This is a genomic window from Pseudomonas sp. V88_4 (assembly GCF_029967985.1).
GTDB lineage: Bacteria > Pseudomonadota > Gammaproteobacteria > Pseudomonadales > Pseudomonadaceae > Aquipseudomonas > Aquipseudomonas glycinae.
The window spans coordinates 42,625-58,664 of the sequence record NZ_JASCAF010000028.1 but is presented as its reverse complement, the minus strand read 5'-3'; the positions used below and the strand labels follow the sequence as shown (position 1 = coordinate 58,664).

11 protein-coding genes are annotated in these 16,040 nt (G+C 61.1%); 8 read left to right on the top strand and 3 right to left on the bottom strand.

All coding sequences use genetic code 11. The features are described 5' to 3' along the window. The first annotated feature begins 20 nt into the window (after positions 1 to 20). The 3 genes from QLG12_RS08210 to QLG12_RS08200 all read left to right on the top strand — a co-directional run bounded on the left by QLG12_RS08210 (position 21) and on the right by QLG12_RS08200 (position 2,931). The gene (locus tag QLG12_RS08210; RefSeq protein ID WP_282474299.1) at positions 21 to 1,874 is read left to right on the top strand and encodes a DUF4105 domain-containing protein; all 1,854 of its coding nucleotides are present in this window, start codon (positions 21 to 23) and stop codon (positions 1,872 to 1,874) included. 135 nt (positions 1,875 to 2,009) lie between these two features. Then, on the top strand, positions 2,010 to 2,366 hold the full coding sequence (locus tag QLG12_RS08205) for a hypothetical protein (RefSeq protein WP_197870570.1): 357 nt from the start codon (positions 2,010 to 2,012) through the stop codon (positions 2,364 to 2,366). A gap of 70 nt (positions 2,367 to 2,436) precedes the next feature. Beyond that, entirely contained in the window at positions 2,437 to 2,931 is a 495-nt protein-coding gene (locus QLG12_RS08200; RefSeq protein WP_282474298.1) for a GreA/GreB family elongation factor, read from the top strand. Positions 2,932 to 2,941: 10 nt separating this feature from the next. Here the strand turns inward: QLG12_RS08200 and gdhA are convergent, their stop codons facing one another. After that, positions 2,942 to 4,279: an NADP-specific glutamate dehydrogenase gene (gene gdhA, locus QLG12_RS08195; RefSeq protein WP_282474297.1), complete on the bottom strand. Its 1,338-nt coding sequence runs from the start codon at positions 4,277 to 4,279 to the stop codon at positions 2,942 to 2,944. Between the two features lie 316 nt (positions 4,280 to 4,595). Then, on the bottom strand, positions 4,596 to 6,260 hold the full coding sequence (ettA, locus tag QLG12_RS08190) for an energy-dependent translational throttle protein EttA (RefSeq protein ID WP_011336021.1): 1,665 nt from the start codon (positions 6,258 to 6,260) through the stop codon (positions 4,596 to 4,598). A gap of 276 nt (positions 6,261 to 6,536) precedes the next feature. On the opposite strand from ettA, the gene QLG12_RS08185 reads away from it, so the two are divergent. The 5 genes from QLG12_RS08185 (at position 6,537) to QLG12_RS08165 (ending at position 14,927) form a co-directional block, all read left to right on the top strand. Next, positions 6,537 to 10,385: a bifunctional diguanylate cyclase/phosphodiesterase gene (locus QLG12_RS08185; protein WP_197870564.1), complete on the top strand. Its 3,849-nt coding sequence runs from the start codon at positions 6,537 to 6,539 to the stop codon at positions 10,383 to 10,385. A 210-nt stretch (positions 10,386 to 10,595) separates the two neighbouring features. Continuing rightward, positions 10,596 to 11,849 carry a serine hydroxymethyltransferase gene (gene glyA / locus QLG12_RS08180; RefSeq protein WP_282474296.1) on the top strand — a complete coding sequence of 418 codons (1,254 nt, stop codon included), beginning with the start codon at positions 10,596 to 10,598 and terminating at the stop codon, positions 11,847 to 11,849. 275 nt (positions 11,850 to 12,124) lie between these two features. After that, a complete protein-coding gene (locus QLG12_RS08175) occupies positions 12,125 to 13,438 on the top strand; it encodes a C4-dicarboxylate transporter DctA (RefSeq protein WP_011336023.1) in 1,314 nt (437 codons plus the stop codon). 49 nt (positions 13,439 to 13,487) lie between these two features. Further along, positions 13,488 to 14,192: a FadR/GntR family transcriptional regulator gene (locus tag QLG12_RS08170; RefSeq protein ID WP_236194116.1), complete on the top strand. Its 705-nt coding sequence runs from the start codon at positions 13,488 to 13,490 to the stop codon at positions 14,190 to 14,192. A 24-nt stretch (positions 14,193 to 14,216) separates the two neighbouring features. Continuing rightward, positions 14,217 to 14,927, top strand: coding sequence for a GntR family transcriptional regulator (locus QLG12_RS08165; protein ID WP_282474295.1), 711 nt, complete (start codon positions 14,217 to 14,219; stop codon positions 14,925 to 14,927). Between the two features lie 122 nt (positions 14,928 to 15,049). Here the strand turns inward: QLG12_RS08165 and yjiA are convergent, their stop codons facing one another. Further along, the gene (gene yjiA, locus QLG12_RS08160) at positions 15,050 to 16,021 is read right to left on the bottom strand and encodes a GTPase (protein ID WP_197870558.1); all 972 of its coding nucleotides are present in this window, start codon (positions 16,019 to 16,021) and stop codon (positions 15,050 to 15,052) included. Between the last annotated feature and the right edge of the window lie 19 nt (positions 16,022 to 16,040).

Below are 16,040 nucleotides of genomic sequence, written 5' to 3'. Positions count from 1 at the left end.
TTCGACTTAAGTTGCCATTTATGCTCAAACGCCTTGCCTGGCTGGCGCTGTGTGTCTGCGCCCCGCTGTCCGCCGCGCCCCACATCGACCCTCAACGTTTGCAGCAACTGGCCAACGACCGCTTCTGGATTTCCCTCGGTCATTACGAAACCGCCAAGCTCGGTGGCTGGCGCAGCTATGTCAGCGACAAAAAATTCTTCCTCGCCTCCGACGGCAACGAACACCCCGACCATGAACTGGCCGCCACCGTGCAAGCGCTGTACGCCCCCGCCAGTCTCGGTGAGCAACACGCCCAGTGCGTCTATCCGGCACGCACCCGCTGGCTGAAAGATCAACTGAACCTGACCGACCTGCCGACGCCGGACTGCGCCGAATTCAAGAAATGGTTCAAGGACGTCTCTCCCCACAGCGCAGTGATGATTTTCCCGGCGGCCTACCTCAACAGCCCGTCGTCGATGTTCGGCCATACCCTGCTGCGCATCGACCAGGCCGACGTGCAAAGCGACAAGACTTCGTTGCTCAGTTACGCGATCAACTTCGGCGCCTACATCGAAGGCTCGGACAACAGCATTCTTTACGCCTGGAAAGGCCTGATGGGTGGCTATCCGGGGCTGTTCGCGCTAGTGCCCTATCAGGAAAAGCTCTCGGAATACCGCAGCCTGGAAAACCGCGACCTGTGGGAATACCGGCTCAATCTGACGCAAGCCGAAACCGCGCGGATGGTCGAGCATGTGTGGGAGTTGAAGCAGATCCAGTTCGACTACTTCTTCTTCGATGAAAACTGCTCCTATCGCCTGCTCGAACTGTTGCAGGTCGCCCGTCCGAGCCTGCGCCTGACCGAGCAATTCCCGCTGACGGCGATCCCCACCGACACCGTCAAAGCGGTGAAGGAAGCCGGTCTGGTCGAGCACATCGAATACCGCCCGTCCCGCGAGCGCGAACTGCTCAGCCGCGCCGAGCCCCTGAGCGGCGAAGAACAGGACTGGGTGCTGAAGGTCAGCGCCGATCAACAGCAACTTCAGGACCCGGCCTTCAAGGCCCTGCCTCGGGATCGCCAGGCGCTGATTGTTGACGCGGCGTATCGGCTGGAGCGCTACCGCGCCAACGGCCAGGAACGGGATCCACAGCGCGCCCAGCGCAGTTTCGAACTGCTGCGGGCGATCAACAAGAACCCGGCGCCGGAGCTGCAGATTCCACAACCGGGCCTGCCCGAAGACGGACACGAATCGCGCACCTGGCAGGCCGGTCTCGGCACCCGCGGTGACCGAGCGTTCGGCGAGTACGGCTTGCGCATGGCCTATCACGACCTCAACGACAATGCCGAGAGTTTCCCCCTCGGCGCACAGATCGAAATCCTGCAAATGAAGCTGCGTCAGTACGAAGGCAATCACTGGCAATTCCAACAACTGGATCTGGCGACCATCCGCTCGCTGACGCCGCGCAATGCGCTGTTGCAGCCGCTGTCGTGGCAAGTCACCGGTGGTCTTGAACGGGTGCCGGGCAAGCATGATGACGAGACGTTGGTCAGCCACGTCAACGGTGGCGGTGGCGGGACCTGGGCGCTGGGTGACGATGTGCTGGGGTTCGCCCTCGGCACGGTGCGCGTTGAACACAACAATGATTTCGCCGAGTTCGTTTCCCCCGCAGGCGGTTTCAATACCGGCGTGTTGTGGAAAAACCCATTGGGCAATCTCAGCCTTGAGGCCAAAGGCGATTACTTCTTCAATGGTGAAGTGCGCCGTAGCCTGAGTCTGAACCAGCAGTGGGAACTGTCGCGCAACCTCGGCTTGCGCCTGAGCGCCCAGCGCGAGTTCAGCCATCTGGCAACGCCGGAGACCGAGGTGATGCTGGAAATGAAGTGGTATCACTACTGATCCCGAACATATCCATGAACCTGTGGGAGCGGGCTCTCCACTGGTTAACGAATTACTGACAGGCCTTTCACCAAAGCCCGATGAATCACCTTCTACACTTTCCCTATCAGCCGTATGACGGCCCGGGAGAGTGTGATGTGGCGGTGTGTGTGTTTTGCGGGCGTGTTGCTGGTGCTGAGTGGCTGTCAGAGCACCCACGAAGACCTGATTGCCAAGGGTTATCCACCGGCGTTCGCTGACGGTTTCGATGACGGGTGCATCAGCGGTCGTCAGGCCGCCGGCTCGATCAGCGGCGAGTTTCGCAAGAACGTGCCGCGTTATCTCAAGGACAAGCAATACGCCGAAGGCTGGAGCGATGGTTTCCGGCAGTGTCAGGCGATGCTGGAAAACAAGGATCGCGAACAGTATCGCAACGACCACTGGGACGAACGCGAGCGCGCCTGGCAGCAGGAGAAGGATCAGGGCGCAGCGCGGGCTTATCGTTCGCAGTAGGTCGCTTCCAGACATCCAGCGAAACCTTTTGCCTGCGACCATGACCCAACGGCTATAACAGGAGCCCACCATGAGTCGCGCTTTCGTCAACGAAGACAACGCCGCTGCGCAAGCCGATCAGCCGGTCGAACGGCAGGTCAGTACCCAGCCCAACTACGTCACGCCGCAAGGGCTTGCCCAGTTGCAGACGAAACTCGCCGGACTGCAAACCCTGCATGCCGAACAGTCCGCCAAGGGCGAACAGGCCGACAAGCAACGGCTGGCCGATCTCGAACGGGATTTGCGTTATTTCAATCAACGGGTCGCCAGCGCTCAGGTCGCACCGGCCCCGACCTCGAACGACAAGGTGCAGATCGGCAGTTGGGTGACCTACGCCGACGAACACGACACCGAGCGTCGGGTGCAACTGGTCGGCGAGGATCAGGCCGATGCCGCCAACGGCCTGATCAACTGGGCCTCACCGCTGGGCCGTGCGCTGCTTGGCGCACGGCTCAACGATGAAGTGCTGTGGCAGCGTCCGGCCGGCGATCAGCTGATTGAAGTGATCCGCATCGAGCGCTCTTGAGCCCCGTTGCTTAAACCACGCCTTGGGCAAGCATCGCGTCGGCGACTTTGACGAAGCCGGCAATGTTCGCGCCTTTGACGTAGTTGATCCGGCCGTTTTCCTCGCCGTAGTGCACGCAGGCGTGGTGGATCGACTGCATGATCCCGTGCAACTTGCTGTCCACTTCGCCCCCGGTCCACAGCAGGCGCATGGCGTTCTGCGACATCTCCAGCCCACTCACCGCCACGCCGCCGGCATTCGAGGCCTTGCCCGGCGCAAACAGAATGCCCGCTTCGATAAAGATATCCACAGCCTCAAGGGTGGTCGGCATGTTCGCGCCTTCGGCCACGCAGACGCAGCCGTTGCGCAGCAAGGTGCGGGCGGATTCCGCGTCAAGTTCGTTCTGGGTCGCGCATGGCAGCGCGATGTCGCACGGCAACGACCATGGCAACTGACCGGCGCGGAACTCCAGACCGAACGCCGTCGCCAACTCGCTGATCCGCCCGCGCTTGACGTTCTTCAGTTCCAGCAGCGCCAGCCATTGCTCTTCGCTCAGGCCCGCCTCGCAATACAACGTGCCTTCGGAGTCGGAGAGGGAAATCACCTTGCCGCCCAGGTCCATCACCTTTCGGGCTGCGTACTGCGCAACGTTGCCGGAACCGGAGATCGCCACGCATTTGCCTTCGACGGTCTGCTCACGGCGCTTGAGCATTTCCTCGGCGAAGTACACGCAACCGAAACCGGTGGCTTCGGGGCGAATCAGGCTGCCGCCGTAGGTCATGCCCTTGCCGGTCAGCACGCTGGTGAACTGGTTGCTCAGGCGTTTGTACTGGCCGAACAGGAAACCGATCTCCCGTGCGCCGACACCGATATCACCGGCCGGCACGTCCACGTCGGCACCGATGTGGCGGTAAAGCTCGCTCATGAACGCCTGGCAGAAACGCATGACTTCGGCGTCACTCTTGCCCTTCGGATCGAAGTCCGAGCCACCCTTGCCGCCGCCCATGGGCAGCGAGGTCAGGGAATTCTTGAAGGTCTGTTCGAAGGCGAGGAATTTCAGCACTCCCAGATTCACCGAAGGGTGGAAGCGCAAACCGCCCTTGTAGGGGCCGATGGCGCTGTTCATCTGGATGCGGAAACCGCGATTGACCTGGACCTTGCCCTGATCGTCGACCCACGACACCCGGAACACCACCGCCCGCTCCGGCTCGCAGATGCGCTCCAGAATCCCCGAGGTCAGATAGTGCGGATTGGCTTCGAGAAACGGCCACAGGCTGCGCAGGACTTCTTCGACGGCCTGGTGGAATTCGGGTTGATCCGGATCGCGTTTTTTCAGACGGGCAAGGAAGGATTCGACGGATTCGATCATGGGAAAAGTCTCGGCAGATTTATTGTCGTTGGAAGAGATTGAGCCGGACTGTAACAAACGACATGTACACAGCAACAGAACAAAATGTCGCATTTATGAAAACAAATAGTACACAGGCTGTAATTTCAGACCTGCATCGACTGTTAATCCGCCATCGCTGGCAAGCCAGCTCCCACAGAGTTTGCGCCTTGCCCTGGACGGTTGAGCACCGCAGAAATGGTGGGAGCCGGCTTGCCAGCGATGAGGCCAGCGCAGTATTGCAGGCAAAAAAAAGCGGAGCCCGAAGGCTCCGCTGTTTCATGCAACCAACCTGAAATCAGGCCAGTTTCTTGTGGCGTACCCGGTGTGGCTGGGCCGCTGCTTCGCCGAGGCGTTTTTTGCGGTCGGCTTCGTACTCGGTGTAGTTGCCTTCGAAGAACACCGCTTGCGAGTCGTCTTCGTACGCCAGGATATGGGTCGCGACGCGGTCAAGGAACCACCGATCGTGAGAGATCACAATGGCGGCGCCCGGGAAGTCCAGCAGGGCTTCTTCCAGGGAACGCAGGGTTTCAACGTCGAGGTCGTTGGACGGTTCGTCGAGGAGCAGGACGTTGCCGCCCTCCTTCAGGGTCAGCGCCAGGTGCAGACGACCGCGCTCACCACCGGACAGGTCCTTGACGAACTTCTGCTGATCGCCGCCCTTGAAGTTGAAGCGGCCGACGTAGGTACGCGACGGGATCTCGTAGTTGCCGATGCGGATCTGGTCGGAACCGTCGGAGATCTGCTGGAACACGGTCTTGCTGCCGTCCAGGTCTTCACGGCTCTGGTCAACGCAGGCCAGTTGCACGGTTTCGCCGATCTCGATGCTGCCGGAGTCCGGGGTTTCCTTGCCCATCAGCATGCGGAACAGGGTCGACTTACCGGCACCGTTACCGCCGATCACGCCGACGATGGCGCCCTTCGGCATGGAGAACGACAGGTTGTCGATCAGGACGCGATCGCCGTAGCCCTTGGTGACGTTCTTGAATTCGATGACCTTGTCGCCCAGGCGTGGACCGGCCGGGATGTAGATCTCGTTGGTTTCCGAACGCTTCTGGAATTCCTGCGACTGCATTTCTTCGAAGCGTTGCAGACGAGCCTTGGATTTCGACTGGCGGGCCTTGGCGCCTTTGCGCACCCACTCCAGCTCTTCCTTCATGGCTTTTTCGTGAGCCGATTGCTGCTTGGATTCCTGGGCCAGACGATCGGACTTGGCTTCCAGCCAACCCGAGTAGTTGCCCTCGTAAGGAATGCCCGCGCCGCGGTCGAGTTCCAGAATCCAGCCGGCGACGTTGTCCAGGAAGTAACGGTCGTGCGTGATCGCTACCACAGTGCCCGGGAAGTCGTGCAGGAAGTGTTCGAGCCACGCAACGGAGTCGGCGTCCAGGTGGTTGGTCGGTTCGTCGAGCAGCAGCATGTCCGGAGCGGACAGCAGCAGACGGCACAGGGCCACACGACGTTTTTCACCACCGGACAGGTGCTCGACCCTGGCGTCCCAGGCTGGCAGACGCAATGCATCGGCGGCTACTTCCAGCTGGCGCTCCAGGTTGTGGCCATCGCTTGCCTGCAGGATCGCTTCGAGCTTGGCCTGTTCGGCGGCCAGCTTGTCGAAGTCGGCGTCAGGGTCGGCGTAAGCGGCGTAGACCTCGTCCAGACGCGCTTGCGCATCCTTGATCACGCTGACCGCTTCCTCGACCACTTCGCGCACGGTCTTGGTCGGATCCAGCTGTGGCTCTTGCGGCAGGTAACCGATGTTCAGGTCCGGCATCGGGCGCGCTTCGCCTTCGAACTCGGTGTCGACGCCGGCCATGATTTTCAGCAGAGTGGATTTACCCGAACCGTTGAGGCCGAGTACGCCGATCTTGGCGCCGGGGAAGAAAGACAGAGAAATGTTTTTCAGGATTTCCCGCTTCGGCGGAACAACTTTGCCCAGCCGATGCATGGTGAAGACGTATTGAGCCATGGAGAACCTTGGGTCAGTGACTGATGAATGATTGGGACACAGGCAATGCCCGGCCAGACCGTGCGCGTCGTTCACTGGAAGATATCAATGCGTGCGCGCGGAAAGTCTAGGAGCTGGAACGCTCCCGCGTAACCGGCAAAGCTACCTGAATGACGGAAGGCAGTCCAGCCGAGCGGGGCTGGCACTTCGCCACAACTCAAGGCATGCTAGCCGCCTCTTGGGCGTCCGGCTTATAGTGCACGTCGCGCCAGTCCAGCCAGACCGCAGGATTACAGCTTGTCCAATGTCACTCCGCCAGCTTCTGTGAGCAGCACCCAACCGGCGCCCGGCTCGTCCCTGCGCGGAACCTTGAAAGGCGCGCTGGCGACGCTGGTGCTGTTGCTGCTGGCGTTGCTGTTCTGGCAGCTGCTCGATCAACTGCGCGAAACCCAGAAAAACCAGCGTCAGTACACCATCGATTACACCGCTGACCTCGCCGCGCAGGTCAGCCTGAACATGTCGTTGAACGCGCAGATTGCCCTCAATCTGCTACCGATCGTCGAACAACCACAGTCAACCGACGAACAGCAGGCACTCCTGCGCAAACTTCAGAAATCCCTGCCGGACCTGCGCAGCCTGGCCTTGCTCAGTCCGTCCGGAAAAATCCTCAGCGACAGCGCCACCGACAGCCACGACGCTGACTACCTCAGCGATCTGGTGCGCCGCAGTCGTGCCCAGGCGCATTACTTCAGCAACGACGAAGACGGTTCGGTGGTGCATCTGCTGCTGCATCAGGCCAGTGGCAGCACTCGCGGTTACTGGGCGCTGCGGCTGACACCCACATTCTTTAAAGCACTGACCCAACAGGGCGAAACCGGGATCCGTCCTCTGTGGCTGGTGGAGAATCGCATCAACCATCAGATCATCAGCCGCGACGAAGCGATGCCCATCGGCAGCACCAGCGTCCTGACCCCGGACGATCTGGCCAACAGCGTGCTGACCGTGCCGCTGAGCAGCAGCGACTGGCAACTGCGTGGCCTGTTCGACCGCCAGCACGTGCTCGAACAACTGCTGCCGGCGTTCATTGGTAAATGCCTGTTGGGCCTGGCGCTCTCGCTGCTGCCGTTTATCGCACTGCTCAACATGCGCCGCCGTCAGCGTCAGGTACATGAAGGGCGTCGGCGTTATCAGGATATTTTCGAAGGCACCGGCGTGGCGTTGTGCGTGCTGGATCTTTCGGGGCTCAAGCAGCTGTTCGAAAAGGCCCAGATCCAGACCAGCGACCAGCTCAAGGCCTGGCTCGACCAGCCGGCGCAGCGCCAGCAATTGCTCCAGGAACTGCGGGTTACCGAGGTCAACCAGGTTGCGTTGCAACTGCTCAACGTCAACTCCTGCGACCACGCCTGGCAATTATTGATCGACGGTCAGCCGCACAGTCAGTGCGCCATCGGCAATCAGGTCCTCGACGCCGTGCTCCAGCAGCAGAAACAGCTGGAACTGGAAATCAAGCTGCCGGACATCAACGGCCGCGACCAACACCTGTGGCTGGTGTTGCGCCTTCCTCAGGAGCAGCACGACTACAAGGCCGTGATCCTGAGCATCAACGACATCACCAGCCGCAAACTGATCGAACTGTCACTGCTGGAGCGCGAAGGTTTCTGGTCGGACGTGGTGCGCACCGTGCCGGATCACCTGTACGTGCAGGACGTGATCAGCCAGCGGATGATCTTCAGCAACCACCACCTCGGCCAGACCCTCGGTTACAACCGCACCGAACTGCATCAGATGGGCGAGTACTTCTGGGAAATCCTTCTGCACCCGGAAGACGCCGACTATTACCACCGCTCGCGGCAGATGCAGCGTCATGCCGGTTACAGCCAGTTGCTGCAATGTCAGTTGCGTTTCCGTCACCGCGACGGCAAGTGGCGGCGCTTCGACATTCGCGAACAGGCGCTGGCCCGGGACAAGCACGATCAGGTCACGCGGATCATCGGCGTGGCCAAGGACATCACCGAGCAGATCGAAGCCAGCGAATCGTTGCGCGACAGTGAACAACGCTACCGGATGCTCGCCGAAAGCATCAGCGACGTGATTTTCTCCACCGACAGCAAGCTCTCGCTGAACTACGTCAGCCCGTCGGTGCAAGCGGTGCTGGGCTATGACGCCGAGTGGATTTTCCAGAATGGCTGGCAATCGACCATCGCCAACCCGCAGCAACTGAGCGGCATCTATCACCTGATGGATCGGGTCAGCAAAGCGCTGGGCAAACCCGAGCAACTGGTGACTTTGCGCAGCCAGGTGCAGACCCAGATGTTCCTGTTCGACTGCCTGCGCGCCGACGGTCGCAAGATCCCGATCGAACTGCGTCTGGTGCTGGTGTGGGACGAACATGGCGCGTTCGAAGGCGTGCTCGGGGTCGGTCGTGACATCAGCCAGCAGCGCCGCGCCGAGAAAGACCTGCGCATGGCGGCCACGGTATTCGAGCACTCGACCTCGGCGATCCTGATCACCGACCCGGCCGGTTACATCGTCCAGGCCAACGAGGCGTTCAGCCGGGTCAGCGGTTACGCGGTGAGCGAAGTGCTCGACCAGTTGCCGAACATGCTGACCGTCGACGAACAGCAGGACGCGCACCTGCGCTACGTGCTCAAGCAGTTGCATCAGCACAGCACCTGGGAAGGCGAAGTCTGGCTCAAGCGTCGCAATGGCGAGCACTACCCGGCGTGGGTCGGCATCACCGCCGTGCTCGACGACGAGGGCGATCTGGCCAGTTACGTGTGCTTCTTCAGCGACATCAGCGAGCGCAAGGCCAGCGAGCAGCGGATTCACCGCCTCGCCTATTACGACGCCCTGACCCACCTGCCGAACCGCACGCTGTTCCAGGATCGTCTGCACACCGCGCTGCAATCGGCCGAACGGCAGAAGTCGTGGGTGGTGCTGATGTTCCTCGACCTCGACCGTTTCAAACCGATCAACGACTCCCTCGGCCACGCCGCCGGCGACCGCATGCTCAAGGACATGGCCACCCGGCTGCTGGCCTGCGTCGACGATGACGACACCGTGGCGCGGATGGGCGGCGACGAATTCACCCTGTTGCTGCAACACCGCTCCAGCCGCGAGATGGCGCTGAACCGGGCGATCCACGTGGCCGAGCAGATTCTCGCCAGCCTTGTGCGGCCGTTCGTGCTGGAGGGTCGCGAATTCTTCGTCACCGCCAGCATCGGCATCGCCCTGAGCCCGCAGGACGGCAATGAACTCAGCCAGTTGATGAAGAACGCCGACACCGCGATGTACCACGCCAAAGAACGCGGCAAGAACAACTTCCAGTTCTATCAGGCCGACATGAACGCCAGTGCGCTGGAGCGTCTGGAACTGGAAAGCGATCTGCGCCACGCCCTGGAGCAGAACGAATTCGTGCTGTATTACCAGCCGCAGTTCAGCGGCGACGGTAAACGCCTGACCGGCGCCGAAGCCCTGCTGCGCTGGCGTCATCCACGTCGCGGACTGGTGCCGCCGGGGGACTTCATTCCGGTGCTCGAAGAACTCGGGCTGGTGGTGGACGTCGGCGACTGGGTGATCAGCGAAGCCTGTCGCCAGCTCAAAACGTGGCACCAGAGCCGCGTGCGCGTGCCGAAAGTCTCGGTGAACATCTCGGCGCGGCAGTTCTCCGACGGCCAGCTCGGCACGCGGATCGCCACCATCCTCAAGGAAACCGGCCTGCCGCCGGCCTGCCTGGAGCTGGAGCTGACCGAAAGTATCCTGATGCGCGAAGTCAGCGAGGCGATGCAGATTCTTGCAGGCCTTAAAAATCTCGGCCTGAGCATTGCGGTCGACGACTTCGGCACCGGTTACTCATCGCTGAACTACCTCAAGCAATTCCCGATCGACGTGCTGAAGATCGACCGCACCTTCGTCGACGGCCTGCCGTCCGGCGAGCAGGACGCGCAAATCGCCCGAGCGATCATCGCCATGGCCCACAGCCTGAATCTGGCGGTGATCGCCGAGGGCGTGGAAACCCATGAACAACTGGACTTCCTGCGCGAGCACGGCTGCGACGAGGTCCAGGGTTATCTGTTCGGGCGGCCGATGCCGGCGGGCCGGTTCGAGGCGCAGTTCAGCAATGATGCGCTCTTCATGTTTGATTGATGGAGATAACAGCTCCGATCAATCAAACATGAAGAAAGCTGCAAGCTCCAAGTAGCGAGCGACAAGCAAGAGCGAATCGGCTTTTACTTGCCGCTTGTGGCTCGCAGCTTGAAGCCCGCTTATCCACAACCTGATTGTGTTTCATAGCCCTTCTAAAAGCGGTTGGGTTAGAATGCCCCCCTTTTCTGCCCCCGATCCTTGAGGACCGCCATGTTCAGCCGTGATTTGACTATTGCCAAGTACGACGCCGATCTTTTTGCCGCCATGGAGCAAGAAGCCCAGCGCCAGGAAGAACACATCGAGCTGATCGCTTCGGAGAACTACACCAGCCCAGCGGTGATGGAAGCTCAAGGCTCGGTTTTGACCAACAAGTACGCCGAAGGCTATCCGGGCAAGCGCTACTACGGCGGTTGCGAGTACGTCGACGTTGTTGAACAGCTGGCCATCGACCGCGCCAAAGAGCTGTTCGGCGCCGACTACGCCAACGTTCAGCCGCATGCCGGTTCCCAGGCCAACGCCGCTGTTTACCTGGCCCTGCTGTCGGCCGGTGACACCATCCTGGGCATGAGCCTGGCTCACGGCGGTCACCTGACCCACGGCGCCAGCGTTTCCTCCTCCGGCAAGCTGTACAACGCCGTCCAGTACGGCATCGACGCCAACGGCCTGATCGACTACGACGAAGTCGAGCGTCTGGCTGTTGAACACAAGCCGAAAATGATCGTGGCCGGTTTCTCTGCCTACTCGCAGATCCTCGACTTCCCGCGCTTCCGCGAAATCGCTGACAAGGTTGGCGCCTACCTGTTCGTCGACATGGCTCACGTGGCCGGTCTGGTCGCCGCTGGCGTCTACCCGAACCCGGTTCCATTCGCTGACGTCGTGACCACCACCACCCACAAGACCCTGCGCGGTCCACGGGGTGGCCTGATCCTGGCCAAGGCCAACGCCGACATCGAGAAGAAGCTGAACTCCGCCGTATTCCCGGGCGCCCAGGGTGGCCCGCTGGAGCACGTGATCGCCGCCAAAGCGATCTGCTTCAAGGAAGCACTGCAGCCTGAGTTCAAGGCTTACCAGCAACAAGTGGTGAAAAACGCCCAGGCCATGGCCGGCGTGTTCATCGAGCGCGGTTTCGACGTGGTTTCCGGCGGCACTCAAAACCACCTGTTCCTGCTGTCGCTGATCAAGCAGGAAATCTCCGGTAAAGATGCCGACGCCGCTCTGGGCAAAGCGTTCATCACCGTGAACAAGAACTCCGTGCCAAACGACCCACGCTCCCCGTTCGTCACCTCCGGCCTGCGCTTCGGTACTCCGGCCGTGACCACTCGCGGCTTCAAAGAGGCTGAGTGCAAAGAGCTGGCGGGCTGGATCTGCGACATCCTGGCTGACCTGAACAACGAAGCGGTGATCGACGCCGTTCGTGAGAAAGTCAAAGCCATCTGCAAGAAACTGCCGGTGTACGGCGCTTGATTGCGACGTAAAACCGCAGCATGAAAAACCGGCCAAGTGATTGGCCGGTTTTTTTTCGCCCGGATTTTTTCAAACGCTTGAATCGCTCAAGAATGGGACTTGTCGCTCAACTGGTCAGACCGGTCATGCCAATTCGTCATTTTTCACTTGCGATCCGTAAAAAACAGCGCCTAGACTGCACCCGCACTGGACATACCGGTAAGACCACAATAATTAAGTCCTGAATCCGATGCGCCCCGCGCACGGCAGCCAGGACACCGACCAGGATTCCTCCCATGCTCAGATGGTGCTCGCGTTCAATCTTCCTCCAAGTGGTTCTCGGACTGATGCTCGGCATCGTCTGCGGGCTGACCCTTCCTGAATACTCGGCCCAGCTCAAACCGCTCGGCGACGGTTTCATCAAACTGATCAAGATGCTCATCGGCCTGATCGTGTTCTGCGTGGTGGTCAGCGGCATCAGCGGCGCCGGCGACCTGAAGAAGGTCGGGCGTATCGGCCTCAAGTCGGTGATCTACTTCGAAGTACTGACCACCATCGCCCTGGTGATCGGTCTGGTGTTCGCCTTCACCACCGGGATCGGCAGCGGCGCCAACATCCATCTGGAGCAGCTGTCCGCCGCCGACATGGGCGACATCGCCGAGCGCGGCCAGCACATGCACACCACCACCCAGTTCCTGATGGACCTGATCCCGACCTCGGTACTCGGCGCATTCGCCGACAACAACATCCTGCAAGTGCTGCTGTTCTCGGTGCTGTTCGGCAGCGCGTTGAATCTGGTGGGCGAAGCGGCTTCCGGGATCTCGCGGCTGATCAACGAGCTGAGCCATGTGATCTTCCGGATCATGGGCATGATCGTGCGTCTGGCTCCGATCGGCGTGTTCGGCGCCATCGCCTTCACCACCAGCAAATATGGCCTCGATTCCCTGCAACACCTGGGCAGCCTGGTCGGGTTGTTCTACCTGACCTGCATCGCCTTCGTCGCGCTGATTCTCGGTCTGGTGATGCGCCTCTCCGGCCTGCGCATGTGGCCGCTGCTCAAGTATCTGCGTGAAGAACTGCTGATCGTCATGGGCACCGCGTCCTCCGATGCCGTGCTGCCGCAGATCATGCGCAAGCTCGAACATCTGGGCATCGGCAGCTCGACCGTTGGCCTGGTGATTCCCACCGGCTACTCGTTCAACCTCGACGGCTTCTCGATCTACCTGACGCTGGCCATCGTGTTCATCGCCAACGCCACGGGTACGCCGCTGGCCATGACCGATCTGCTGACGATTTTGCTGGTATCGCTGATTACCTCCAAAGGTGCCCACGGCATTCCCGGTTCGGCGCTGGTGATTCTCGCGGCCACGCTGACGGCCATCCCGGCGATTCCGGTGGTCGGTCTGGTGCTGGTGCTGGCGGTGGACTGGTTCATGGGCATCGGCCGGGCGCTGACCAATCTGATCGGCAACTGCGTCGCCACCGTGGCCATCGCCCGCTGGGAAAAGGACATCGACGTGCAGCGGGCGAACAAGGTGCTCAACGGCGAGCAGGGCTATAACTTTCAGCCGAGAAAAACCGTCGCTCAAGCGGCGGCCAAAGAATTCTGAATGAGCGCCGTGCCTGCGCGGATGCAGGCACGGCTCATGGAGCGAACACGTGATTACTACATCAACCGTCGTCAACTCAGTGGTAGAAAAACTCCGGGCCGCGCTGGCCCGTGGTCAGTGGCGCTCCGGGGAGATGCTGCCGGGTCAGCGCGAACTGGCCGAACAACTGGGCATCAGCCGCCCGAGCCTGCGCGAAGCGGTGATCGTGCTGGAAACCCTCGGCCTGGTGCGCTCGATGCCGGGCAAAGGCGTGGTAGTGCTCGATGCCCAGGCCAGTGACAGCCAAAGCCACGAAAACGCGGTAGCCGGCGCCAGTCTCGAAGACGTGCTGCAACTGCGCTACACCCTCGAACCGTTCATCGTCGGTCTGGTGGCGCAGTCGATCAGCAGCAAGGAAGTCGGGCAACTGCGCCTGACCCTGATGGACATGCGCGAAGCCCTCGAAGCGGGCGACAGTGAGGCCGGCGTCAGCGCCTACATCGCCTTCCACGAGGAATTGTTCACCCTGACCTCGAACCCGATTTTCCAGAGCGTGGTGCAACAGACGAGCAACGCCCTCAAGCAAAGTGCCGAAGTGCTGCGCAATTCGCCGGAGCACCTGGCCGAACGCCTTGAGGAAAACGAAGCCGTAGTGCGCGCGATCCGCTGCAAGAACAGCGCCCAGGCCAGCGCCGAAATGCGCCGGCACATCCTGCGTGAAGGCCAGCGGATGGGCATCGAACTGAATATCCCGGATGACAACTTGAGCCACTGAAACGCCTCACACTGGAGACCGGCCATGAACAGTCTTGCCACGCCGTCGCACCCTCGCCCGACCTCGGCGGCCCTGCCCTTCTCCCGCCTGCACGCGCCGGTGGACGATCTGTATCCGCGCCTGTTCGATGCGATCCTCGAACAGCGCATCGATGCCACCAGTCGTTTCACCGAAGAGAGTCTCAAGCAGATGTTCGGCGTCAGCCGCGCCGATGTGCGTCGGGTGCTGACCCAACTGTCCCACGAACAAATCATCGTGCTGCGGGCCAACCACCGGCCGCGAGTGGCTGCGCCGGATGCCGAGCAGACGCGTCAGGCCCTTCACGCCCGGCGCCTGGCCGAGAACACGCTGGTGCGGCTGGCTTGTCAGCATGCGCAGGCTGAAGATTTGAAGCGCCTGCGAGCGTTGATCGAATGCGAGCGCCAGGCTGTTGATAAAGATCGACGCGGGGCGGCGATTCGCCTGTCCGGAGAGTTCCATTTGCAGTTGGCGAAAATGGCGCGGAATGCACCGTTGGCGCACTTTCTCGGCACGCTGGTGCCGCTGACGTCGCTGGCGATTGCGCGCTGCGGTGAGCAGACGCACAGCTGTTGCGCATGGGAGGAACACTTGGCAATTGTCGAGGCCGTGGAGCGGGGAGATATTTCAAAAGCCGGCATGCTGATGAATCGGCATCTGGATCACCTTGAGCAGACGTTGCTGGGTTCATCCCTCGAACGTTGTATTGCCGGTTGAATCGCCATCGCTGGCAAGCCAGCTCCCACAGGGTTTGAGGCGATCAAAAACAGTGTGCCCGCTGTTTAACCTGTGGGAGCGGGCTTGCCCGCGATGACTTCATCACGGGCACCGAACATCCCTCAGCCTGCCACGACCCGAGCAAACCCCGCCCGGATTTTCTCTTCCGGCAGATCATCGGCGATAAACACGATCACGCTTTCCCGCGCCTCGCCCTCGGCCCACTCGGTGTCCCAGTCGAAGCCGTAGAGTTTCAGCACGCCCTGGAACACCAGGCGCCGATCTTCGCCCGCAATGTTCAACACGCCTTTGTAGCGCAGCAATTGCTTGCCGTGCTCTTCCAGCAGTTCATTCATGAATTCGCTGAGCTGATCGATATCCAGCGGCTGGTCGGTACGCAGCACCAGACTGGAAATCCGGTCAATGGACGGCGCCTTGCTGACCGGCCGCAAGCTCACCCCGCCGCCGAGATCGGCATTCAGGTTGAAACCGCGCACATCAAGCAATTCAGCCAGATCGATGTTGCCGTGTTCGACCACGCGGATCGGTGCCCGGCGGTTGATGCGGGTCAGTCGCTCGCTGAGCGCGGTGAACGCGGCCTCGTCCACCAGATCGGTCTTGCTCACCAGCAAGCGGTCGGCAAAACCGATCTGCGCCTGGGCGATGGTCTGGGTCAGGTGCAGCTCGGCGTGAGCGGCGTCCACCAGGGTGATGATGCCGTCGAGCAGATATCGCTCGCGCAGTTCTTCGTCGATGAAAAAGGTCTGCGCCACCGGGGCCGGGTCGGCCAGGCCGGTGCATTCGATGACCAGTCGATCAAAGGCGATTTCGCCGCTGTCCAGCCGTTCGAGCAGCAGGTACAAGGCCTTGGTAAGGTCGGTGTGGATGGTGCAGCAGACGCAGCCGTTGGCCAGGGTCATGACTTGCACCGGCTCGTCGCCCAGCAGTTGGGTGTCGATGCCGGCGTCGCTGAATTCGTTTTCAATCACGGCGATTTTCAGGCCGTGTTCGGCTTTCAATAAATGACGCAGCAAGGTGGTCTTGCCGGCGCCGAGGAAACCGCTGAGCACCGTGACCGGAATGGGAGAAAACAAACTCGATCTCCTTCAATTG

Bases quoted from the DNA above. Each gene is read 5' to 3' on its own strand.
- QLG12_RS08210 (WP_282474299.1), top strand. From the start codon at position 21: ATGCTCAAACGCCTTGCCTGGCTGGCGCTGTGTGTCTGCGCCCCGCTG.
- QLG12_RS08205 (WP_197870570.1), top strand. From the start codon at position 2,010: ATGTGGCGGTGTGTGTGTTTTGCGGGCGTGTTGCTGGTGCTGAGTGGC.
- QLG12_RS08200 (WP_282474298.1), top strand. From the start codon at position 2,437: ATGAGTCGCGCTTTCGTCAACGAAGACAACGCCGCTGCGCAAGCCGAT.
- gdhA (WP_282474297.1), bottom strand. From the start codon at position 4,279: ATGATCGAATCCGTCGAATCCTTCCTTGCCCGTCTGAAAAAACGCGAT.
- ettA (WP_011336021.1), bottom strand. From the start codon at position 6,260: ATGGCTCAATACGTCTTCACCATGCATCGGCTGGGCAAAGTTGTTCCG.
- glyA (WP_282474296.1), top strand. From the start codon at position 10,596: ATGTTCAGCCGTGATTTGACTATTGCCAAGTACGACGCCGATCTTTTT.
- QLG12_RS08175 (WP_011336023.1), top strand. From the start codon at position 12,125: ATGCTCAGATGGTGCTCGCGTTCAATCTTCCTCCAAGTGGTTCTCGGA.
- QLG12_RS08165 (WP_282474295.1), top strand. From the start codon at position 14,217: ATGAACAGTCTTGCCACGCCGTCGCACCCTCGCCCGACCTCGGCGGCC.